Origin of the sequence: Vibrio sp. 1CM24A, assembly GCF_023161725.1 — a bacterium.
GTDB lineage: Bacteria > Pseudomonadota > Gammaproteobacteria > Enterobacterales > Vibrionaceae > Vibrio > Vibrio coralliirubri.
This window is the reverse complement of the sequence record NZ_JALNTS010000010.1, coordinates 66,054-88,313: the sequence shown is the minus strand read 5'-3', so window position 1 is coordinate 88,313 and position 22,260 is coordinate 66,054. Positions and strand designations below refer to the sequence as shown.

At 44.9% G+C, this 22,260-nt stretch carries 16 protein-coding genes and 1 other RNA gene; 6 read left to right on the top strand and 11 right to left on the bottom strand.

Annotation, left to right across the window (positions count from 1 at the left end; genetic code table 11):
- Window positions 1-29: 29 nt before the first annotated feature.
- Window positions 30-341, bottom strand: coding sequence for an RnfH family protein (locus MSG38_RS20505; protein ID WP_248402491.1), 312 nt, complete (start codon window positions 339-341; stop codon window positions 30-32).
- Between the two features lie 3 nt (window positions 342-344).
- Window positions 345-773, bottom strand: coding sequence for an SRPBCC family protein (locus MSG38_RS20500; protein ID WP_050653316.1), 429 nt, complete (start codon window positions 771-773; stop codon window positions 345-347).
- Between the two features lie 119 nt (window positions 774-892).
- Here MSG38_RS20500 and smpB point away from each other — a divergent pair, with 119 nt between their 5' ends.
- Both smpB and ssrA read left to right on the top strand, forming a co-directional pair.
- Window positions 893-1,378 carry an SsrA-binding protein SmpB gene (smpB, locus tag MSG38_RS20495; RefSeq protein WP_004735156.1) on the top strand — a complete coding sequence of 162 codons (486 nt, stop codon included), beginning with the start codon at window positions 893-895 and terminating at the stop codon, window positions 1,376-1,378.
- A 66-nt stretch (window positions 1,379-1,444) separates the two neighbouring features.
- Window positions 1,445-1,811, top strand: a transfer-messenger RNA (tmRNA) gene (ssrA, locus tag MSG38_RS20490).
- A gap of 213 nt (window positions 1,812-2,024) precedes the next feature.
- On the opposite strand, the gene MSG38_RS20485 is transcribed toward ssrA, so the two are convergent.
- The 4 genes from MSG38_RS20485 to MSG38_RS20470 form a co-directional block, all read right to left on the bottom strand.
- Window positions 2,025-3,905, bottom strand: coding sequence for a RimK/LysX family protein (locus MSG38_RS20485; RefSeq protein ID WP_248402490.1), 1,881 nt, complete (start codon window positions 3,903-3,905; stop codon window positions 2,025-2,027).
- Window positions 3,906-4,210: 305 nt separating this feature from the next.
- Window positions 4,211-5,020 (bottom strand): M15 family metallopeptidase, encoded by an 810-nt coding sequence (locus tag MSG38_RS20480; protein WP_248402489.1) that lies wholly within the window; start codon window positions 5,018-5,020, stop codon window positions 4,211-4,213.
- 98 nt (window positions 5,021-5,118) lie between these two features.
- Window positions 5,119-5,847 carry a DUF429 domain-containing protein gene (locus MSG38_RS20475; protein ID WP_248402488.1) on the bottom strand — a complete coding sequence of 243 codons (729 nt, stop codon included), beginning with the start codon at window positions 5,845-5,847 and terminating at the stop codon, window positions 5,119-5,121.
- 58 nt (window positions 5,848-5,905) lie between these two features.
- Entirely contained in the window at window positions 5,906-7,618 is a 1,713-nt protein-coding gene (locus MSG38_RS20470) for a class I SAM-dependent methyltransferase (protein WP_248402487.1), read from the bottom strand.
- A 265-nt stretch (window positions 7,619-7,883) separates the two neighbouring features.
- Between MSG38_RS20470 and MSG38_RS20465 the strand changes: the two genes are divergently transcribed.
- The 4 genes from MSG38_RS20465 to MSG38_RS20450 all read left to right on the top strand — a co-directional run bounded on the left by MSG38_RS20465 (window position 7,884) and on the right by MSG38_RS20450 (window position 13,278).
- Window positions 7,884-8,822, top strand: coding sequence for a hypothetical protein (locus MSG38_RS20465; protein WP_248402486.1), 939 nt, complete (start codon window positions 7,884-7,886; stop codon window positions 8,820-8,822).
- A 197-nt stretch (window positions 8,823-9,019) separates the two neighbouring features.
- Window positions 9,020-9,787, top strand: a complete 768-nt coding sequence (locus MSG38_RS20460) for a 1-acylglycerol-3-phosphate O-acyltransferase (RefSeq protein WP_248402485.1) — start codon at window positions 9,020-9,022, stop codon at window positions 9,785-9,787.
- Between the two features lie 147 nt (window positions 9,788-9,934).
- Window positions 9,935-11,275 (top strand): MBL fold metallo-hydrolase, encoded by a 1,341-nt coding sequence (locus MSG38_RS20455; RefSeq protein ID WP_248402484.1) that lies wholly within the window; start codon window positions 9,935-9,937, stop codon window positions 11,273-11,275.
- Between the two features lie 455 nt (window positions 11,276-11,730).
- Window positions 11,731-13,278: an alanine/glycine:cation symporter family protein gene (locus MSG38_RS20450; RefSeq protein WP_017069529.1), complete on the top strand. Its 1,548-nt coding sequence runs from the start codon at window positions 11,731-11,733 to the stop codon at window positions 13,276-13,278.
- A gap of 163 nt (window positions 13,279-13,441) precedes the next feature.
- Here MSG38_RS20450 and MSG38_RS20445 read toward each other — a convergent pair whose 3' ends face one another.
- From MSG38_RS20445 to guaB, 5 genes are all read right to left on the bottom strand, one after another.
- Window positions 13,442-14,035: a GPR1/FUN34/YaaH family transporter gene (locus MSG38_RS20445; protein ID WP_010440610.1), complete on the bottom strand. Its 594-nt coding sequence runs from the start codon at window positions 14,033-14,035 to the stop codon at window positions 13,442-13,444.
- Between the two features lie 776 nt (window positions 14,036-14,811).
- Entirely contained in the window at window positions 14,812-16,362 is a 1,551-nt protein-coding gene (locus MSG38_RS20440) for a Na+/H+ antiporter NhaC family protein (protein WP_248402483.1), read from the bottom strand.
- 274 nt (window positions 16,363-16,636) lie between these two features.
- Window positions 16,637-18,349 carry a chitinase gene (locus MSG38_RS20435; RefSeq protein ID WP_248402482.1) on the bottom strand — a complete coding sequence of 571 codons (1,713 nt, stop codon included), beginning with the start codon at window positions 18,347-18,349 and terminating at the stop codon, window positions 16,637-16,639.
- A 325-nt stretch (window positions 18,350-18,674) separates the two neighbouring features.
- Entirely contained in the window at window positions 18,675-20,228 is a 1,554-nt protein-coding gene (guaA, locus tag MSG38_RS20430; protein ID WP_048608103.1) for a glutamine-hydrolyzing GMP synthase, read from the bottom strand.
- 378 nt (window positions 20,229-20,606) lie between these two features.
- The gene (gene guaB / locus MSG38_RS20425) at window positions 20,607-22,070 is read right to left on the bottom strand and encodes an IMP dehydrogenase (protein WP_017062496.1); all 1,464 of its coding nucleotides are present in this window, start codon (window positions 22,068-22,070) and stop codon (window positions 20,607-20,609) included.
- Between the last annotated feature and the right edge of the window lie 190 nt (window positions 22,071-22,260).

Sequence of the window (22,260 nt, the reverse complement as noted above, 5' to 3'; positions counted from 1 at the left end):
GCTCTCTTCTTAGTTAAATTTGTTTGGCATTACGATTTAGCCACTGCTGCTTTCGCTTGCTCAGCACGCTTACGGCGAATCTCTTTTGGATCGGCTAACAGTGCACGGTAGATTTCGATACGGTCTTTATCACGAACCGTCGCATCTAGCTTAACGTTACGGCTGAACACGCCAACCTTATTTTTCGCTAAGTCGATTTCTGGATACAGTTCCAAAACACCAGACTGCGCAATAATCTCTTCCACAGTCGCATTTTTGTTCACCACCAAGGTAAACACACGCTGTTCGTGCGGAAGCGCAAACACAACCTCTACGTGGATCATATCCGATTCAATAGTCATGGCTTAATAAACCTGTTTCGCGCGTTGAGTAAAAGCACTGACCATATTGCTCGTCAGCTCATTGAAAACCTTACCAAATGCCATTTCAATCATTCGGCTAGAAAATTCAAACTCCAACTTAAGCTCAACCTTACACGCTTGCTCATCGAGCGGAGTGAAATACCAACCACCCTGCAGTTTCTTAAATGGGCCATCCACCAGCTCCATCAAGATCTCAGCGCCATCCGCTAAGCGGTTAGACGTAGTAAATGTTTTGCTGATACCGGCTTTAGATACATCAACCGAAGCCACCATAGCTGAATCTGAAGATTCGATCACACGTGAACCAGAACACCCTGGCAAAAACTCATGATAACGAGCAACATCATTGACCAAGCTGAACATCTGGTCGGCACTAAACGACACTAATGCTGAACGAGTAACCTTTGGCATATAGACTCCTGTTAAAGACAGCGTTACATTAACACAAACTGCAATTTTAATTGTATTGGGCCAGAGCGCAAATAAAAAGGATTCCCCAACTAGGGCGCAATCCGTATAATGAGGCCATTATGGCAAAGAATAAATCAAAATCAAAAGCCGGTAGTAATACCATTGCGCTTAATAAGAAAGCTCGCCACGAATATTTCATCGATGATGAGATAGAAGCGGGGCTTGAGCTACAAGGCTGGGAAGTAAAATCCCTACGTGAAGGCAAAACCAATATCGCAGAAAGCTACGTTTACATCCGAGATGGCGAAGCATTCATCAGTGGTATGACGATCACTCCGCTGACTCAGGCGAGTACTCATATCGTGGCGAACCCAACACGTATCCGTAAACTCCTAATGTCGAGAAAAGAACTCGATAACCTTATCGGTCGTATTAACCGTGAAGGCATGACACTTGTCGCAACCGCACTTTACTGGTCTCGCTCTTGGGCGAAAATTAAAGTTGGCGTAGCGAAAGGTAAAAAGCTGCACGATAAACGTACTGATATGAAAGAAAAAGATTGGGCGAGAGATAAAGCACGAATTATGAAGAGTAATTTGCGTTAATTTTAAGCACTTAAACGCACAGTGCTAGACAGGGTAAGCTTTTCTGGTACTATGCAAATAACACTTGGGGCTGATTTAGGATTCGACAGGAATTTTGAAGTCTGAGGTGCATGCCGTGGGGCGGTTGGCCACGTTAAAAGCCGCAAAAAAATAGTCGCAAACGACGAAAACTACGCACTAGCAGCTTAATAACCTGCTCAGAGCTCTCTTACCCTAGCTTCCGCTCGTAAGACGGGGACCAATAAGAGATCAAACCCAAACTAGCTAGCGTGGCTTCTCCCACCTGAGAGGAAAAGCGCGAATTATAATTCAGGTTAGCCTTTAACTAGCGTGTCGGTTCGCAGGTTGCTGGTGAAATTAAAGATCGACTAAGCATGTAGTACCAATGATGAATGATTTTTGGACGCGGGTTCAACTCCCGCCAGCTCCACCAAACGTTTGGAAAGGGCCAACTCGAAAGAGTTGGCCCTTTTTGTTTGTCTGAATCTTATGCATTAGTAGATAAAATCTTTTATAACAAACACTTATCTACCAATATCAATATCAATATCAAAAAACAAACTCTCAACAAAAAGCCACACATCCCAATACTGAAATGTGTGGCTGTTTAGATCTATTCTGATACGAACTTAGATAAGTTTAGGCGTTACTCCATATCACCTAACAAGTAATCTTCATCACTACTCACTACCGCACCATGTTTCAGGAAGTTCTTGCCTAAGATCATGCTGTATTCAAAGCGAGAGCGATCTTGAAGGTTTACCCTTACCTCTTTCTCTAAGTCACCGAGCTTAACCTTCATTTCAACGACAGGGCGAATGTTCACCTTCTCGCCTTTCTTGGCTTTAATACGCATTACATCAATCACTGGCTTGGTGAAATCTTGCTTATCGCCTTGGTTGTTTTGATAGGTAAAGCTCACCATGTCTTGGCCATCTTTCTTAAATCGTTTGATGTTGACTGCGTTCATTGAACTTACATCGGCACCGGTGTCGAGCTTGGCCGGGAACTTCATGCCGTTGACTTCAACGACTTCGATGTGCCCAACTTTAAACAGTGGCTCAGCTTTCAGAAGGTAATCAGAACGTGTATTAACGTAAACGCCTTCTTTTGCCATCTTCTTACCTAAAATAAAGTACGCTTCTTTCTCATTTGTATTGAGCACGTCGATGGCAAACTCTTGCGTACGCACTTTTCCAGACACCGCAAACTCACCACTTACAACCGGACGAGTATCATCCCCGACTTTAAGCTTCTTAATAATTGGCTTGGTCACCTTCTGCTTCTCACCATTTACATCGGTAAGATAAAATTCAACGGAAGCATCTTTGCCTTTACCTGTCATTTCAAAACTGTCGACCTTCAACAAAGGCGTATTGACAGTAAAAGAAGCCACAGCCTTAAGAGGGAAGTCATCTAGGGTGATGTCCTCTTCCGGCGAGATAATCATAGGTTCACCAGACTCAGCCACATCACTAAAGTTCTCTGAACCTTCTGATAAAATATTCTCAGCACTGGTGTCAATCATGAAGAGTTCGCTGGCGGTGTTGGTTCCAAATCTCAACTGTGACTCACTACTCGAGCGCTCACGTAGGTACACCAGAACGTCTTTAGTAGTGTTTTCATCGAGTTGAACAGGCACATACACCAAAGGTCTCTTCTTACCGCTCACGCTTAACATACGAACCAACGGCAACGTCATCTCTTTTTGCTTGCCGTCGTTGTCGAACATATCAAACGTCACTTCTTTGTTCTTTTTGTCTATGTCGATGTCTTTTGCATGCAAAATGCTGTAGCGGTTCTTTAAAGAGAAGGTCGCATTCATCGCCATTCCCGAGATAGACACTACCTCTTTACGGCCCACCACCGTTGCGTTCTCTTGCTCTTGCAAGTAGTCATAACCTGCAAACACCAGAGCGTTGTCCGCAAGGAAGGTTTTGCCGATCAATACTGGCGCAGAGAAGTGACTTCTATCGGTCAGGTTAACGTCTGTTTTTAGCTCTTGGTCTGCAATGGTAAGCGACATTTTTACGGTAGGACGAAGTAAAGGCGTGCTGCTGGTGCGGCTGCGTATCATGCTGACACGCTCTAAAGGCGCTTCGATTAATACCATATCTCCCGTGCGTGGGTTTTGAACCTTAAAAGAGACCACAGCTTCATATTTCGCAAAGGTGCTGCCATCCCAATCATCGTAATCAACATCAGAATTGTTCAACAGGTCTTCGGTCAACGCCGCCATCAACTCTTTGTCTTTGAGGTTTTGGTAGTCGGGATTAGAGCTCTTCACATGAATGTCTTCAGCATGCATAGAAGTGGTTTCCGCACCGGTATCAATTTTACCAATGAAAGGAACGTCTTTTAGCCCTTGAACGCTAGATAGGTACACGTTCTCAGTGCGACCGAATACCGACTTACCATCGAGTTCGTAAGTGGGATTTTGAGTGGTAGGTGAAGTGTCAGTAGCCAAAGTGTATTGTGAAAAAAGTAGAGTGCTTAAAAGAGTTAGAGCCAAAGGTATCTTTTTCATTAGTTGGTCCGTTGTGATCAGTTCACTAATAATACTGGCGTTTCAGCGAAGAGTTCCCCCACCAGCAATGGTTCTCACATAACGTTAACGCTATGAGTTTTTAAATGACAAACCGATGACTTTGCGCTGCATTCGCTTATCGATTATTGACTAATGGATACCCAATAACCTTTTCAATGCTAAGTGTTCTATTGAAGAAATGAATACAAAAAAGGCCAACGACGAGCGCTGACCTTAGCGATTCAAAACACACCTGAAGCGAGTTTAACTTGCTAAAACACAAACGGTTCTAGATAAACATAGCACTAAAAAGTCCCGACTGTTTTCTTTGCACAGATAGCTCGAGCTTTTTCTGCGTCCTCACCTTTATTTTTGAGATAGCACTGTCGATAAGATTCGACGTAGCGCTCAAATAACACCTTGGCTTCAGGTTGTGGTTTAGAGAGTAGTTGGTTAACGAACTTTCTTGATCCAACCTCAAAATGCTGAGTATCGATTGGACTATTCCAATCCCCTCCCCAGATCATAAATCCGTGATGGGCAAACAGCTCCACCACATCTTCAGCCATGCCGCGGCGTTCTATTTCATCTCGGGCACGAAAGCGAGTACGGTTCACATAGCTTGTCGCAGATTGTGAAGGCTTTACCGTGATTTTTCCGTTGCTATCGAACTCTAAGAAAGGGTTTTGAACTGGGTTGATGTCTATCGCTACACCATACGCATGTTTCGACCAACCTCCTCCGCCGGTAATAGGACGAGCGTTAAACGCACTGCTGTTGTTCGCGTCCATTGAGGCGTTATCGTCACCTCTGAATTCACGCATTAGGCGAGCAGAATGAAGAGGAAAATTGCGCTGTTTAAGCTCTGAAAAGATTTGTTCAACCGCAGGTGCAATCACATCAAGCACGATCATATTGCCCTGTTGCGTTTCACCTTTGAAATTAATGAAGTCGAAATCCACTTTGGATAGTCGCTCACAACCAACAGGCGCACCACTACTCAAAACATTGTTCTTTTTCATCATGTCGCATTGCCATTGAGATATAGGGGCAACTTGGGCATAACTCGCAGCACTGAGCACAGTGGCCAGTAAGCCGACAATAAAACGTTTCATATCAAAGACTCAAAAATAGTAAGAGTGAAAAGTAGCAGAGTTGGAAAATAACATAAGTTAGAAAGTAACATATTAAGCCAAGTTGAGCGCACGCTTTGTTAGCGCGTTTTGTTCCAATAAACAATCTCTCGAACTCGTCCGTTCTGGTCGACATCCGCTTCTCCACCAACATCAGAAAGCTCAGGTAAGGTCGATAATTGCGGAGCGTAATAGGCAACCAACATCAATACAAATGCATCATAGATATCGTCTATCGCCACGTCTTTACGTTTAGTGTTTGAAATGGCCAACGACAAGCCTTCACACCATTGAGGGGCGAGTTGCTGAATAATAGAAAGCCGTTCTTCTTTGCCCTCTTGAGTTCGTTTTGAAAACGTCAGCGGTTCGCCTTTCAAAGCTGCAAACACCACCTCAGGATGTGATTCCCTGATCGAAAGGCTTGGGTGAGTTTCAATGAGCTCATCAAGCTCGCGGATCTTGGGCACAATCCCCCAAGTCTGTTTAGAAAACTTCTTATCAAGCTTCTCAACATTGGCACTGCACGCCGCAATGTAATCGGTTTGATAAACCGCCTCTCGGCACGGAACAGGAAACACGGAGGAACCACGCTTGCTGGTGAGAAAACGCCTTGCTGCTTTATCGCATAATCTATCTGGAGTAAGCGAATCGCTATAGCCAATAGGCATGTCGATTAACGTTGTTGCTCCCGTAAGGTCATCAACCAACTCATCGAGCGTGTTTACCACCTTAAACTCAGGAACCTCACTGTCAGAGACAATCCAAGCGACCCAACCCGCCTTGCAGCCATCAATTCCGATGTATTTCATTATGTTCTCGATGATTAGTTTGTTGAGGGTTATTTGGGATAACTAACCCACTTAATGATCAGTGCCACTCACTAATAAACAGCCGGCTTTTTACACCACGTACCTGCAAGCCCATTGCATCGAACACCTCTTCAAAGTCTCGACACTGCGCTGGGATGTTAGGTAACGAAAGCGCGGCTTCTGAAAAGAATTGTTGTTCAAAATGAGCCGAATCGTTCCAAGCGAGTTGCCACCACTCTAGAATCCGCGACTTAGACGAGCGTAGCTTTTCAGCCGCAGGAACTTTGTCACTTTTACTTAAGTTCTCTTTGCTTGTAGTTGGAAAAAGATTCCACTTATCGTTGTTTGGCCAGTAAGCGAAAGGCAAACAATGATCAACGTGATACTCATTTTTTAATGTTTTTCCACTCCACACGCTGACAATGTCGGCACGATCAGATCTAAGTTGCTCGACACGTTTACGCACATCGCGAGTATCGTGGTTTTGATCGATCCATACCAAGCAGTCGTGATACGTCTGCAATGAGATACTTCGCTGTCGGTTCAACTCGAAACGCTGCATCTCCATGACCCATTGATTCACCACCAGCGGTTCAATCCAAGAGTGGTAGATTCTAAAGCACTCCCACAGGCTTTCATCGAGAGTGAAATAACCAAAGCTTTCTAAGAACTCACTATCAATGACCAGTGATTCTCGGCTCTTCCGTCGTTTCTGAGGTGGGTATATATCGAATAGTCGGTTGTCTTTCGAGCCTTGATAAATAAAAGTCACAGGTCCTGATTTAATGGTACTAATCGTTTGTGAAATTAGCTTTTGTAGAGCCTTGGCTTCATCGCCGAGAAACATAGCGCCTATCGCTAGATCATCAGCACTTAGGTGTTTGAGTTTATTCCACCCATCCTCTTTTACAAACCCAAGTCCCTTCGTTGTGTTGCTATTTTGCTGAATCCCAGCCCCTTCTATGTCGATATCAATCAGTCGCTTAAACTGCCTAACCCAATACAGAGCAACCAAGCCCACTGGTAGAGAAATTTTCCCATCAGTTCGATCAATCACAGCGCCTGAATGCGCATCCGCAATTCGCAGTAATGTTCTCAACAAAGCCAACTTGTATGTGGCCGACTTATTGTCATTCACAATAATGTGGCGCACCTTGTTCAAGTCACCGGAGCCATCGTCTGGCAGTGTCATCACCACGGTTTGCCACCACACTTCACTGCGGTTCAATGTATCTTGGCTATCATCAACATGACGAACCAACAAGGCGCTGTTTTTTGATAAACGCTCTAGCTCTTCAACCGAGACTTCATAGCCTTGTCGACTGTCTTGAAACTCCCCATGACGCAGAGTGATCACCAACTTGCCATTTGGAGCCAGCAAGTTAGACAACTTTCTAAATGCTCGTTCTCGATGAGACGGGGCTAAGTGCATCCAAACCGCGCTCACCAATACCAAGTCAAAACGCATTCCGAGGTTTTCAGTGCGGCTAAGCGAGGGAAGTGAATCATCAATCCAGGTAACACTTGGACCTGTATATTTCGAGCCTTGTTCGCGTAATGAAGCACTTGGTTCTATCGCAATAACATCAGCTCCGGCTTTGTGCATCCATAGCGCATCACGACCGCTCCCAGCACCGACATCTAATACTTTATCGCCCTCTAAAGGCCAATAAGCTTGCCAGCTTTTATGCACCGTCTCGAACGTCACTGAGTTGTACTGCTGGCAAAGTGTGTGAGCATTTTTATCGTAAAAAGGAATCGATGAGGACATATGCGCTATTGGGGTAAGGAGTCTATCTCAATAGTAATGGGGAGCTTAAGCGATTACTAGCGGCACATGTAACTTCAGCTACATCCATCAACATTCATCGTTAGTCACTGTTTTATATCAATATATATCTATAGAACGATTCCTGTAATCTACGACTTAAAATTAAACTCCACGGAAAATGAAACAAACCAGGTGCAAGGTGACACGTGAACAAGGATAATTATTTTGATGCTAACCCAACCTTACCCCCTGCAGAATTAGACTAATGAACACATACTCCCACATAGATACCCCGTTCAACCTACGCCACACCTGTTGGTTTTGTGGTGAACCTTCCAATGATGTTGTTGAATTTCCTAAGACAGCGCAAGCTGTTGCCAAGATTGGTCACTCACCGATAGCACTGCCGGCTTGTAATGAGTGTGCGAGAATTAACTATTCAAAGAATCTGACCTCAATTTGGTCTGTGCGCGATCAGATAAAACACACTCTGATAGACAAGTACGCTAAGCACCTTGGCATCGGTGAGAACTGGACGGAGCAAGAGCTTATTGATTCTGATTTCTCGGGTTCGACACTTGGTGGGTTTGGGCGCAGTGCTTGGAAGATGTATCAAATCGCCAAGCAACGCGTCGATTATAAAGGCTGGCCTTTGTCGGTTGATGACATCCCACTTGAGGTATACGACGAAACCAGTGGCTTTGAGTTTGACGGTACTCGTTATGCTTCAATCAATTCATGTATCGACTATTTCACCAAGGCAGCAGGCGTAAACAAAGAGCTGTTGTCGCAACTTGTCGACATCGTTTCATCAGACCGATTTAGCTACGCACTGCGAATCGCCAAGTTGAACAAGAGTGTTTCTAATACCAAGCGCTCGGAGATCGTCGAAGAGGTGCTGCAACAAGAGTCTGAACAAGAAGAGATACTGCTCGAGCAAGCTAATTCAATGTTTAACCCAAACGTCGAAGAGGTGAATATTTCAGGCTCAATAGCACCTGTATTTGCCATTCAATGGGCGCTGGCTAACAAGGTTAAAGATTTAGCCCACCTTTGTGCTCTCGAAGATGAGTATTTTGACTATTTCGAGCACCTCGGCGGCCCTGCAGCTTTCATGTCTTATAACGGCCTACAACTCTACTTAGAATCTCGTCAAGATCCGGAATGGGTAGAAAAATCGGATCCAAATAAACAGTATTGGTGATCATGAGCCATTACTGGTGAACACGTGTAAGCTCGATAACTGTGTCAAACACCCATTGTTAGTCCTTGTTTTATATAAAGATCTAAAAATAGCCCCCTATCACAGTTAATTGTTGCAATTCGGTTAAATAGAGTGAAAACTTCAAGCATCTAAAACTATTTAATCACTGCGATCTTGCGGTGAGTAAGGAGTGAATTGTGCTGGCTGTTCTTCGTATTATTTTGGCTACGGTGTTTATTATTTTCACCACTCTATGTGCTTTTGTTTACTGCTTGTTTAGCCCCAAGAACCCCAAGCATGTGTACGTTTTCTGTCGTTGGTTCAACCAACTCCAAAAGATCATCGGTGTAAAACTGGTGCAACGCGGCCTAGACAATGCGCCTACACCAGAAAACAGCGTCTACATCTCTAACCACCAAAGCATATTAGACTTTGTGACCGACCCAGGAATGCTAAGACCACGCACTGTTTCATTGGGCAAGCGCGATTTGTTGTATGTGCCTTTCTTTGGTCTGCTGTATTGGATCACCGGTAACATCATGATTAACCGCGAAGACAAGTCCAAAGCACGCGATACCATCAAGCAAGTGGCGGAAGCGATTCATCAGAGAAATCTGTCTGTTTGGGTTTACCCTGAAGGGACCCGTAGTAAAGGGCGTGGACTACTGCCATTCAAAACGGGGGCTTTCCGAATGGCGATTGAAGCAGGCGTGCCTATCACCCCGATGTGTACCAGCACCACGCACAATAAGATCGACTTGAATCGTGCCAATAATGGCATTGCGATCACCGAGATGCTGGAACCTATCGATGTATCCGAATACAAGCTCAGTGATGCAAGAGAGCTGGCTAATCGCTGTCACGCACTCATGGCAGAGAAAATAGCAGAGCTTGATGCCGAAGTGGCTCGTTTAGAGGCGCAGCAAAAACCAGAGTTGGATTCAGACCGCTCTTCTACGAACTAACTCGCAACGAAACCACTGAGTCATCGCTCAGTTACTTAAAAAGACACTCAACGATCGCAACTCTCATTGTTCTTGTTTTACTTGCTGGCGCTTATCCGCAAAATAAAAACCGGCGTTATCGGCTTTATAGAGCAATGGGAGTAAACGATGGAAGTGATTCACCATGGTGGCAAACATACTGTCACAGGATCTTGTCACGAGCTAAGAGATTCAGGCCAAGCGGTGCTCATCGATTGTGGCTTGTTTCAGGGGGAAGATGCACGCCCTCTTGATGTTGAATTTGCAACGTCCCACCTCAACGCTCTGCTCCTGACCCATACTCACATTGATCATATTGGTCGATTACCTTGGTTACTCGCCAGTGGATTTAACCAATCGATTTATTGCACGCAAGCCACCGCCGAACTCGCTCCTTTAATGATTGAGGATGGCTTAAAACTGCAAGGGCTCAGCAATAAACAATCGAAGCTGATACTCAAAAAGATTCATTCGTTAATTGCTCCCAAGCCTTACGGGGAATGGTTTCCAATCACGTCTAAACAGCAAAACAACGGAAAGGTTCATCATAGGCCAAATACTCTGCATGCTCGCTTTCAACCTGCCGGGCACATCTTAGGTTCCGCCTATATCGAGATTAAGTTACCCAACAAAGAAGTAGTTGTGTTTTCTGGCGACTTGGGCCCAAGTAACACACCACTGCTGCCGGATCCCAAGTCACCACAGCAAGCCGATTATCTGTTTATCGAATCCACTTATGGCACCAGTACACATGATGATATTGCTACGCGATCTGAGCGTCTCAAGGCCATTATTGATCGTTCACTGCTCGATGGTGGCGTTATTCTAATCCCAGCTTTTAGTATCGGTAGAACTCAGGAATTGCTGTTTGATATCGAACACCTGATCTTTGAGCATCAACTCAGTAGCAATATTCCTATTATTCTCGATTCTCCGATGGCTCAAAAAGTGACGCGTTCATACCGACGTTTTAAAGAGTTGTGGGGACAAGAAGCAAAGCAGCGTCTTGAACTGAAACGCCACCCACTCGCTTTTGAGCAGTGCATTACCGTTGATGGACATAGAATGCACAAGAAAATCGTGAATCGCCTCAAGTCGACAGGTGAACCCGCGATTGTGGTCGCAGCTTCTGGGATGTGTCAGGGTGGCAGGATAATGAACTACTTATCTGCCTTGCTTCCCGATAAACGAACCGATGTGATTTTAGCGGGCTATCAAGCGCACGGGACGCTCGGACGAGAGCTGCAACAAGGCGAAATGCAGGTTTCTATTGATAACAAAGACGTTGAGGTTAATGCTCAAATTCATGGCATGTCTGGCTATTCTGCCCATGCTGATAAAGAAGATCTCTACCGATTTATAGAGGGCATCGCGACGCCACCGAAAGAGGTGCATTTGATTCACGGCGAGCCAAATACTCAGTCTGAGTTCGCTCAAGAATTACAGGCGCGAGGGTTCGTGGTTGTTTGAAACAGGCATAAAATTAGCCACTTTCACTAGGTAGATATTAAAGCCTCAATTATCAAACCTTCAAAAGCCACAGTCCCTTAGACCTGCTAGTTCACCCGATGCAGGTGATATATTCCAACCTACTTATCCCACCATTCCTATATCAGCCGTTTATGCTAAGCGGCTTTAACCGCTGTTTTGTGCAATTTCGTTTCTTATGCGCACCTCAAGATCCCCTTTCTGTATTAATCACTATTTATTCACTTTGCAAAACACAAAAAGACACAACCAGTTGCATAGGCGATTAAATAGAACGATTATCGAATTAGCACTAAGCATTAACAAACACCCTCTATAACTTGCTTTATGTCACAGTAATCCTAATGCGCAGTTAAATAATTTAACACTCAGGTTACAAGTGAAGTATTGTGTTGTTCGAAAAACAATCATAAGCAAAACTAACAGGGAAAATACTCATGCAGTCATTCGTTGATTTTTTGAATGGAATAATCTGGAGTCCAGTACTTATCTACCTATGTTTAGGTGCAGGTTTGTTCTACTCCATCATGACTCGATTTGTTCAAATCCGTCACTTCTTTGAAATGTGGCGCTTGCTACTATCGGGTAAAAGCTCATCAAAAGGCATCTCGTCTTTCCAAGCTCTAGCCGTTTCGCTATCTGGCCGTGTCGGTACAGGTAACATTGCTGGTGTTGCTGCCGCTATCGGTTTCGGTGGCCCAGGTGCAGTATTCTGGATGTGGGTTGTAGCCTTCTTTGGTGCCGCGACTGCTTACGCAGAATCTACGCTAGCGCAAATCTACAAAGAAGAAGATGAAGGCCAGTTCCGTGGTGGTCCGGCTTACTACATTGAAAAAGCAATGGGTCAGAAGTGGTACGCATGGATCTTCGCTATCGCGACTATTTTTGCATGTGGTATTTTGCTTCCAGGTGTTCAGTCAAACAGTATCGGTAATGCTGTAGAAGCTGCATTTGGCTCAGGTGACATGATTGAAACAGCTGTCGGTACATTCAGTTTCGCTAAAATTTTCACCGGTACTGTTGTTGCTATCATCCTTGCTTTCATCATCTTTGGTGGTGTCAAACGTATTGCGAACTTCACACAGATCGTTGTTCCTTTCATGGCATTGGCTTACATCATCATCGCGTTCGTTATCATTCTGCTAAACATCAGCCAAGTGCCAACTGTTTTCGCAATGATTGTTGGTGATGCATTCACACCTATGGCAGGCTTCGGTGCTGCAATTGGTTGGGGTGTTAAGCGTGGTGTTTACTCAAACGAAGCGGGTCAAGGTACTGGTCCTCACGCGGCAGCGGCTGCAAGTGTTGATCACCCAGCTCAGCAAGGTTTGGTACAAGCATTCTCTATCTACATCGATACTCTTCTAGTATGTTCTGCTACAGCGTTCATGATCATCATCACTGGTGCTTACAACGTTCATGGCGGCGCTGAAGGTGTGTTCCTTGTTCAGAACCTAGCAGCAAACATCGGTGCGAATGGTCCTGTATTTACACAGCTTGCTATTGAAAGTGCACTACCAGGCATTGGTAAGCCATTCATCGCATTTGCTCTGTTCTTCTTCGCATTTACAACGATTCTTGCTTACTACTACATCGCAGAAACGAATATTGCTTACCTACGTCGTACCATCAAGATCCCTGGCATGATGTTCGTACTTAAGCTTGTTCTTATCACTGCGGTTTTCTATGGCACAGTTAAAACTGCGAACCTTGCATGGGCAATGGGTGATGTTGGTGTTGGCTTGATGGCATGGTTAAACATCGTTGGTATTCTGATCATCTTCTTCATGTCTAAGCCTGCGCTTAAAGCTCTAGCAGACTACGAAGAACAGCAGAAACAAGGTGTGACAGAGTACACATTCAACCCTGTAAAACTAGGCATTAAAGGTGCAACTTACTGGGAAGAGAAGTACAAGCGTAAAACAGGCAAGTCTCCTGAAGCAGAAGCTGCAGACACTAAACCTGTAGAGCAACCTTCAGCTTAAGCTTTCCTTAGCAAATAGATCGCTTTAACAAATAGATCGCTTAAAAAAAATAGCGCTATTAATAACGCATAAAAAAGGGGTTAGCCATTTAGGCTAACCCCTTTTGTTTTATTCATAACCAATAAATGGCTTATAACAAACTAACTGTTCCCGAGTTAGAGTATTAAGCAGCGATTTCTTGTGTTGCCATTTGAGGTGCTTTCTTCTCACCGATAGGCAGTACTGTGCGGCCGTATTCGTTGTTGATTACTTGTGCCATTGCAAAGTAAATAGCTGAAGCGCCACAGAAGATACCTTCAAAACCAGCGATAGTGCCGATTAGTTCGCTGCCAGTGAAATCACGAGCTGCAAGTAGGAAGAACAAGATAGTGAGTGAACCGAATACTACTTGCTTCGCCACTGGGTAGCATAGAGAGCCGATGAACATGAAGCCTGTGAAGATGCCCCATAGTAGTAGGTACCAACCCATGAATGCTGCAGGGCTTGCAGGTAGGCCCATGTAAGGCATCACGATTAAACCAACCAAAGACAACCAGAATAGGCCGTAAGAAGTAAACGCAGTTGTACCGAACGTGTCACCACGTTTGAAACACATTGTGCCCACGATAACTTGGCTCAAACCACCGTAAAAAATACCCATAGCAAGAATCATTGAATCGATTGGAAAGAAACCTGCGTTGTGGATATTAAGAAGAATAGTGGTCATACCGAAACCCATTAAGCCTAGTGGCGCTGGGTTAGCTAGTTTGGTCGACATTGCGAATTTACCTTATTAAAGTGGTTGATTAAAAAAAAGCGATAAAAGTTATCAGAAAATTTTAATCTATAAACCGTACAACTAGGTAATCCAGTTATCGAAAACTAAGATTGTGTAAATGATCCTATGGAAAATTAGTTTCATAACGACACAAATCAATTCACAGAAACTATAAGTAAACAAATTCCCTGTCACGTATCGACTCATTAGGTCGTCATTCCAGAATCGAGGAACGAGATATCTGGAATCTGCCCTTAGACATAAATACCAACCGTAAACGCCAGAGATTCCCTATCACGTTCGTTCCTCACTGTAGGGAATGACGGTGGTGTGTTTAGGTACGAGTAAACAAGATTCGGGATACGAAGAGCGTGTTTAGATTGAAGTCAGTGATATGCATATGAAAAAGATGCGGGTAACGAGATTCGGGATGTGAAAGGAGTTTTTGGATTTGAGTAAGCGCCCCCTTAATAGCAAACGTAGGCAACAGAGGGCGAGCTCTTCGTTACCCGTTTACTCGTATCCCGTATCTACTCACTCAGTCGTCATTCCAGAATCGAGGGACGAGATATCTGGAATCTCTTCTTAGACATAAATACCGACGACAAACGCCAGAGATTCCCTATCGCGTTCGTTCCTCACTGTAGGGAATGACAGATAGATTAAGGAAATATGAGGTATAAAATGACGAACGATAGGGAGCGAGCTTTTCGTTACTCGTTTACTCGCATCCCGTATCTGTCCATTAAATCTCGTCTCTACTTGGACATATTAAATTACGCTTGTTGTGGTTTAGATTCAGGCACTTGAGATTGAACTTCTGAAGAAGCGTTTTTACTCGCGTCGCGCTTGGCTAACAGAGTTACAAGAATAAGCTGAACAACAAGAGCGCCCAACACAACCAATGCACTTCCAGTAAAGCCTGCGACTACAAAACTAACCAAAGCAATAGAACCGTTCATTAATGCGTAAGGGAGCTGCGTCTTAAAGTGTTCAAACTGATCACACCCCGCCCCTGTTGAAGAAAGAATCGTAGTTTCAGAGATCGGTGAGCAGTGATCACCAAACAAGCCACCCGATAACACGGCACCAATTGCGACGAGAAGCGGAGCATCTATCGCAATCGCGGTTGGGATAACCAATGGCATCATTATCGCGAAGGTTCCCCACGATGAGCCCGTAGCGAATGAGATAATGGCAGACAGCAAGAAAGCGACCGCAGGCACTAACCAATATGGAAAGCCACTCTGTGCTTGCTCAGCAATATAAGCCGCTGCACCCAACTCTTTACCAACGGTGCTTAATGCCCAAGCCAATACCAAGATGATCGCGACTGGCATCATGTTTCCCATACCTTTTAAATACACTGAAACACCGTCTGAAAGCTTTCTTACACCGTAGTAACCCATTAGCGAGATTAAGGTAATCGCCGCAAAGAAGTAAGCCGATGATAATGCAGCTCTGAACGATGAGCCTGCGACCTTTTGGAATGGGAAACCTTGTGGAACCAACATGGCACACAACACCACCAGCATCACTAACAATGGTGCCCAGACAAAAGATGCCTTTGCATTTTTATGCGAGAACGGATTTAGTGATTCGTTATTCACGCCAGAGTTAATTCCCGCCTGGCAATCACGCTCAGCTTTTGCCATTGGCCCAAAATCTAAACCTTTAACGGACACGAGCGGAACGATGAAAATCGCGAGGAATGCGTAGAACTGAAAAGGAATCGCACCGATGAACGCATCCCAATCTGACATATTGACATTCAACGCCGTAAACTCTTTTTGGATCAGGCTCATGATGTAAACTCCCCACCCAATGAAAGGAATAAGGATGGCAACTGGCGACGAGGTTGAATCAATGATGAATGCTAGCTTCTGTCTAGAAAGTTTCAGTTTATCGAAAAGAGGACGAAAAACAGGGCCAACAATTAAAGGGGTGCCTAAGTCTGAGAAAAATATAACGATTCCACCCAACCATGCTGACAATTGAGCTTGGCATTTATTGCTTACCCATTGAGTAACACGCTTGGCAAATGCAACGCCACCGCCTGATTTCTCCATCAGAGCAACAAAGCCACCGATGAACACCAACAGCATGATCACACCTGCGTTGTAGCTGTCGGTAAGTTGAGGGACTAGATAACCTTTAACCATGGTGCCAAACGTATCAAGTGGGTTAAGTTCACTAAACATGCCAGTCAGCATCGCAACGCCACTCAGCACGCCAGCAAAAAGGCCGATCACCACATTCCTTGTCGCCAACGACAACACCAAAGTAATCACAATGGGGATGAGTGACGTGATATCTGTCTGTTCCATAGGTACACCTTAACCCTAAAATAAAAGAATAAATATAAATTAAATTTGAATATAAATTCACAAGAACCATTTGTACAGAACTTTATCCTCTAACTGGATAATTAGTCTTTAAATGCGCTTCAACATAGCCAAATAGACCAATAGCCCTCCTTAGATAACCAAGTTCGAAACGAGAAAAAGCCGAAAGTAGACACTTTCGGCTTTTGATTATTTATATCATTATGGTCGTACGACTGAACTCGTAACTTAGGTCACTTCCTCAGTATTCAGACGATCAATTACAACTGATTTCATCCCAGAACCAATTTGACTGAACAGGGCTTTCCCATACGCCCGGGCCGTTTTTAGCCACGAAGCACTTGCCGTTATGTGTCACCTTGTCGCCATTACTCACTTGGCTAACACCCGCTTGCCATGTGATAAATACCGATGGGTCAACGACGACCGGCGGCTCGGTAACAGGTGGTTCAACTGGTGTTGGGTCTACCGGAACAGGATCAACAGGTGTAGGGTCGACTGGTGCAGGATCGGTGACTACCGGCGGTGTTGGCTCACCTGCCACTAATTTCCAAGGGCCGCCGTTGGCAGGGTCATCCCCTTGTGTCCACCATTTCGCTTCGTAGGTTGCGCCATTATGAGTCACTTGGTCACCCGCGTTGTAAACCTTAGTCGCACTCCAGCCATTACCTCCGGGATCTGTCCCAGGGTCTACCGGATCAAGCTTATCGACTACTTTCACTTCAGGCCAACTCGCATGTGACCCATAAAAATTGGTCACACACTTCTCGTAATCGCCAGCCACCAGCGCAGAATAAGCAGTTTGGAAACCAACAAGCTCACACTCAAAGGAATACCCTTCTGGGCGGTCTGCGTAGTATTTCCAGTTACCATCCCAATTGGTGTACAACACATCCGTTGCTCCGTTGAGGTTTAAGCTTCCGTAAGGCGTTTGCTGCCAACAAGTATTGGCTTCATCCGCTTCTACCGGAATTTCATAGTGCGCGGCTAACCCTTCCCAATAACGAATTCGGTTAACGGGTTGGCCTTTGTCTTTGTTCTGCTCGCCACATTCAATACCACCATTGATCACGTTGATCGTTGTACCAAAGCCATAGCCAATACCCGCATCCAATTCGCGTTGAGAGGGCGTCCAAGTGCGGTCAATAACATGCAACATGGCTGGTTTAGGGGCTTGAGGGGTAAGGAAGAACCAGATAGCAGAAGCCAAGTTCAACCAAGAATCCGCCACTAAGCCCGGATTGTTGAGAAGCACAGTCGCATCACCGTCAAACATCACTTCAGAAAACGCGCCGTAATTAAAATGGTAAGAAAGCTGTTTAGCACCACGTCCGAAGTAGCCCTGTCCCGCAGCACATGGCCAACGGGCATTCTGCCAATCGTTCTGACCACAACCTGTGGTGTAACCTTCTTGGCCTTCAGACCAACCCATTTCACGAACATGCACCAGCGCTTGCTGCCACTCTTCGAGAGCTAATGGATTATCAGAGGTGTTGTCTATCGCGATGTGCCCACCCGTCTCTTGTGAAAAGTGAGCAAAGGCCGTGATGATGGATTTCTTACAGATGGCGTCGGAGTCACGGCCATCGGTGTACTCTCCACAGAAAGCTGGAAATTTGCCAATCGCACGTAAGAAGCGAGTGTAGGTGTATTCTGGCGCTGCCATCTGAGTGAGAAAGTCCCATTCAGATTGAGGGAACACGCGCTCTACACGCTTTACGTTTTCAGGGTTAGAGGGGGAACCGGGTTCAATCGCTTCAACGATGGTGTTAGGGCGAGTTTGAAGTGCCTGTGACCAGATCGCATACATAGGATCGGATGTTTTCGCTTGTTCAGCAGCTTGTAGAGCCGACTTTTCAACAAGGTAACCATTCGGGTTTTGCGGATCAGGTTGAATGTTTAAAGACGCATGACTTTGAGCTGCTAATGTGCAGCCCAGTACTGTCACCAAATATTTGATTTTTAACATGATGGATTCTCTTATCTGTCCTTAATAAGTCCATCAAAGAGTATGCTTCACATGTAAAATGGCCTAGCTGTAGCTGTGTGAATTTATAAAAAGTGCGAGTGATCTTTTTGATATCTGGCTCAACACAACAAAGCGTCTCATGGTTTCTTGAGCTGATATCTAGTTTCCAACTCATTTGGTTTCTAGTTGTTGTTCATTTGATTTCGAGGTATTGCTCATGAGCCTTTAATGCAATGAATCAATATAATGAATCGACAAAGAAAAAAGCCCCGAACTGAGTCCGAGGCTTAAGATCTTAATCAAAGCTGGTTAAATCTCTAAGAGATTATTCCCACTCGATAGTTGCTGGTGGCTTACCAGAAATATCGTAAACAACACGTGAAATGCCGTTAACTTCGTTGATAATACGGTTAGAAACCTTACCTAGGAAGTCGTATGGTAGGTGCGCCCAGTGAGCAGTCATGAAGTCGATAGTTTCTACAGCACGTAGAGATACAACCCAATCGTACTTACGGCCATCGCCCATTACGCCAACTGAACGTACTGGTAGGAATACCGTGAATGCTTGAGATACTTTGTGGTAAAGGTCAGCAGCGTGAAGCTCTTCAATGAAGATAGCATCAGCACGACGCAGTAGATCACAGTACTCTTTCTTCACTTCGCCAAGTACACGAACACCTAGACCTGGACCCGGGAATGGGTGGCGGTAAAGCATGTTGTATGGAAGACCAAGCTCTAGACCGATCTTACGTACTTCATCTTTAAACAGCTCACGTAGAGGCTCAACAAGGCCCATTTCCATATCATCAGGAAGGCCACCAACGTTGTGGTGAGATTTGATTACGTGTGCTTTACCTGTCTTAGATGCAGCAGACTCGATTACGTCTGGGTAGATAGTACCCTGAGCAAGCCATTTAGCATTCTTCAGTTTCTTAGACTCTTCATCGAAGATATCTACGAATACGTGACCGATGATCTTACGCTTAGCTTCTGGTTCAGCTTCGCCTTCAAGAGCATCAAGGAAACGTTGCTCAGCATCTACTTTGATGATGTTTAGGCCAAACTTGTTGCCGAACATCTCCATAACCTGCTCACCTTCGTTTAAACGAAGAAGGCCGTTATCTACAAATACACATGTTAGTTTGTCGCCGATAGCGCGGTGAGCAAGCATCGCAACTACAGATGAATCAACACCACCAGAAAGACCAAGGATAACTTCGTCGTCACCTACTTGCTCTTTAATACGTGCAACTGCATCTTCAATGATTGAAGCTGAAGTCCACAGACCTTCACAACCACATGCGTTAAGAACGAAGTTCTCAAGCATTTTTAGGCCGTTCTTAGTGTGTGTTACTTCTGGGTGGAATTGTACGCCGTAGTACTTCTTCTCTTCGTTTGCCATAGCAGCGTATGGGCAAGTGTCTGTTTCAGCGATCTTTGTGAAATCAGCTGGGATCTCAACCACCTTGTCACCGTGGCTCATCCAAACATCTTGAGTAGACTCAAGGTCAGCGAAAAGTGCAGACTCGCCAGTCACTTGTACAGCTGCGTAGCCGAACTCGCGCTCAGTAGACGTTGCTACTTTACCGCCAAGTTGCTCAGCCATAGTTTGCATGCCGTAGCAGATACCGAAGACAGGTACACCTGAATCAAATACGTACTGAGGTGCACGTGGAGAGTTCTCCTCCGTTACACTTTCAGGACCGCCAGATAGGATGATGCCGTCTGGATTGAATTCACGAATATCCGCTTCTTCTACGTCCCAGCTCCAAAGTTCACAGTAAACACCGATCTCACGAATACGACGAGCTACTAGCTGTGTGTATTGAGAACCGAAGTCCAGAATTAGAATACGTTGGTCATGAATATTTTTAGTCATTGTAAGCAGTCTTATTGGCTATGTGATAAAACGGAGGCGAGTTTACTCACCTCTGATTAACTCTTCAAGAAATAAAGCAAACGTTTTCGTTAGATATCTTTAACCACGTGTTTTGAGAAAATCACTCTCTAAACAAAACAGGCGGTAGATATAATACCAATCACAGTAAGTAAGCGTTCAGTAGTAGCGCTGGAAAAAAGCTTGAGAACAAGGCTGCTCTATTCAACAAAGAGTTCTGATAAGTAGTTATTCTACAATCAAAAATTCTAACGAAGTTATCGAGGTTTTTAACAAGCTAGGATGACCAGTTATTTACTACGATTGGTATATTAATGTGCCGACTAAATCAGCACATTATTCAAACGTTTGGACGTATTATTAACCTAAACGGTAGTTAGGTGCTTCTTTCGTGATTTGAACATCGTGTACGTGAGATTCTTTCATGCCCGCACCAGAGATACGAACAAACTCAGCTTTAGTACGCATGTCTTCAACAGTTGCAGAACCCGTTAGGCCCATGCTTGAGCGTAGACCGCCCATCTGTTGGTGAACGATCTCTTTTAGACGACCTTTGTATGCGATACGACCTTCAATACCTTCTGGAACAAGCTTGTCTGCAGCGTTGTCAGATTGGAAGTAACGGTCAGAAGAACCTTGAGACATAGCGCCAAGAGAACCCATACCACGGTAAGACTTGTAAGAACGACCGTTGTAAAGAATAACCTCACCCGGAGCTTCTTCAGTACCCGCGAACATTGAACCAACCATCACACAAGATGCGCCAGCAACGATAGCTTTACAGATATCGCCAGAGAAGCGGATACCGCCATCTGCGATTACTGGAATACCGTATTCGTTAGCGACTTCAGCTGCGTCTGCGATTGCTGTTACTTGAGGAACACCAACACCAGTAACGATACGAGTCGTACAGATTGAACCCGGGCCGATACCTACTTTAACCGCACTAACACCCGCTTCGATAAGAGCACGAGCGCCAGCGCCAGTTGCTACGTTACCACCGATGATTTGTAGATCAGGGTATGCAGCGCGAGTTTCGCGGATACGGTTAAGTACGCCTTCAGAGTGACCGTGTGAAGAGTCGATAAGTAGAACGTCTACGCCAGCTTCAACTAGAGCAGCAACGCGCTCTTCGTTACCAGCACCAGCACCAACAGCTGCACCTACACGTAGGCTGCCGCGCTCATCTTTACAAGCGTTTGGTTTACGTTCTGCTTTGTGGAAATCTTTTGCAGTGATCATTCCAGTAAGTTGGAAGTCATCATTTACAACAAGAACTTTTTCAACACGCGCTTCGTGCATTTTCTCTTGAACTTCTTCACGAGTTGCACCTTCTTTAACAGAAGCAAGGCGAGCTTTAGGTGTCATTACTACATCAACTTTCTTAGAAAGGTCAGTAACAAAGCGAACGTCACGGCCAGTAATAATACCAACAAGTTCGTTTGTTTCAGTAACAACAGGGAAACCGGCAAAGCCGTGTTTTTGGGTAAGGGCTACAACATCAGCGATTGTCGCGTCAGGGCTTACAGTAACAGGGTGAGAAACCACACCAGCTTCGTAAATTTTAACCTGGCGAACCATTTCAGCTTGCTGTTCAATAGACATGTTCTTGTGAATGAAGCCTATTCCGCCTTCTTGTGCCAGTGCAATCGCTAGGCGAGCTTCTGTCACAGTATCCATAGATGCAGATATCATTGGGATGTTTAGGGAAATATTCTTCGTCAGCTGAGTGCGAAGATCAGCTGTATTAGGGAGAACGGTGGAGTGTGCTGGCACTAGCAGTACGTCGTCGAATGTCAGCGCTTCTTTGGCAATTCTTAGCATTTGCAATATCTCACAATAATAGGAGTAAAAAGAAACAATCCAATCTCATCGTTTCGCCTAATGAGGGCAGCCAATTAAGGAAAATCAAACTGCATTTGGATTAGATATTGCGGACGGATTATACGGCCAACGAAATCGCTTGGCTACACATTTTTGTATTTTTAATTTGCATTTACCCCCTTGCTATGTA

Excerpts from the sequence above, each read along its gene's own strand:
- MSG38_RS20455 (WP_248402484.1), top strand. The coding sequence starts at position 9,935 with ATGGAAGTGATTCACCATGGTGGCAAACATACTGTCACAGGATCTTGT.
- smpB (WP_004735156.1), top strand. The coding sequence starts at position 893 with ATGGCAAAGAATAAATCAAAATCAAAAGCCGGTAGTAATACCATTGCG.
- MSG38_RS20505 (WP_248402491.1), bottom strand. The coding sequence starts at position 341 with ATGACTATTGAATCGGATATGATCCACGTAGAGGTTGTGTTTGCGCTT.
- MSG38_RS20465 (WP_248402486.1), top strand. The coding sequence starts at position 7,884 with ATGAACACATACTCCCACATAGATACCCCGTTCAACCTACGCCACACC.
- MSG38_RS20485 (WP_248402490.1), bottom strand. The coding sequence starts at position 3,905 with ATGAAAAAGATACCTTTGGCTCTAACTCTTTTAAGCACTCTACTTTTT.
- MSG38_RS20500 (WP_050653316.1), bottom strand. The coding sequence starts at position 773 with ATGCCAAAGGTTACTCGTTCAGCATTAGTGTCGTTTAGTGCCGACCAG.
- MSG38_RS20445 (WP_010440610.1), bottom strand. The coding sequence starts at position 14,035 with ATGTCGACCAAACTAGCTAACCCAGCGCCACTAGGCTTAATGGGTTTC.
- guaA (WP_048608103.1), bottom strand. The coding sequence starts at position 20,228 with ATGACTAAAAATATTCATGACCAACGTATTCTAATTCTGGACTTCGGT.
- guaB (WP_017062496.1), bottom strand. The coding sequence starts at position 22,070 with ATGCTAAGAATTGCCAAAGAAGCGCTGACATTCGACGACGTACTGCTA.
- MSG38_RS20450 (WP_017069529.1), top strand. The coding sequence starts at position 11,731 with ATGCAGTCATTCGTTGATTTTTTGAATGGAATAATCTGGAGTCCAGTA.
- MSG38_RS20435 (WP_248402482.1), bottom strand. The coding sequence starts at position 18,349 with ATGTTAAAAATCAAATATTTGGTGACAGTACTGGGCTGCACATTAGCA.
- MSG38_RS20475 (WP_248402488.1), bottom strand. The coding sequence starts at position 5,847 with ATGAAATACATCGGAATTGATGGCTGCAAGGCGGGTTGGGTCGCTTGG.
- MSG38_RS20470 (WP_248402487.1), bottom strand. The coding sequence starts at position 7,618 with ATGTCCTCATCGATTCCTTTTTACGATAAAAATGCTCACACACTTTGC.
- MSG38_RS20480 (WP_248402489.1), bottom strand. The coding sequence starts at position 5,020 with ATGAAACGTTTTATTGTCGGCTTACTGGCCACTGTGCTCAGTGCTGCG.
- MSG38_RS20440 (WP_248402483.1), bottom strand. The coding sequence starts at position 16,362 with ATGGAACAGACAGATATCACGTCACTCATCCCCATTGTGATTACTTTG.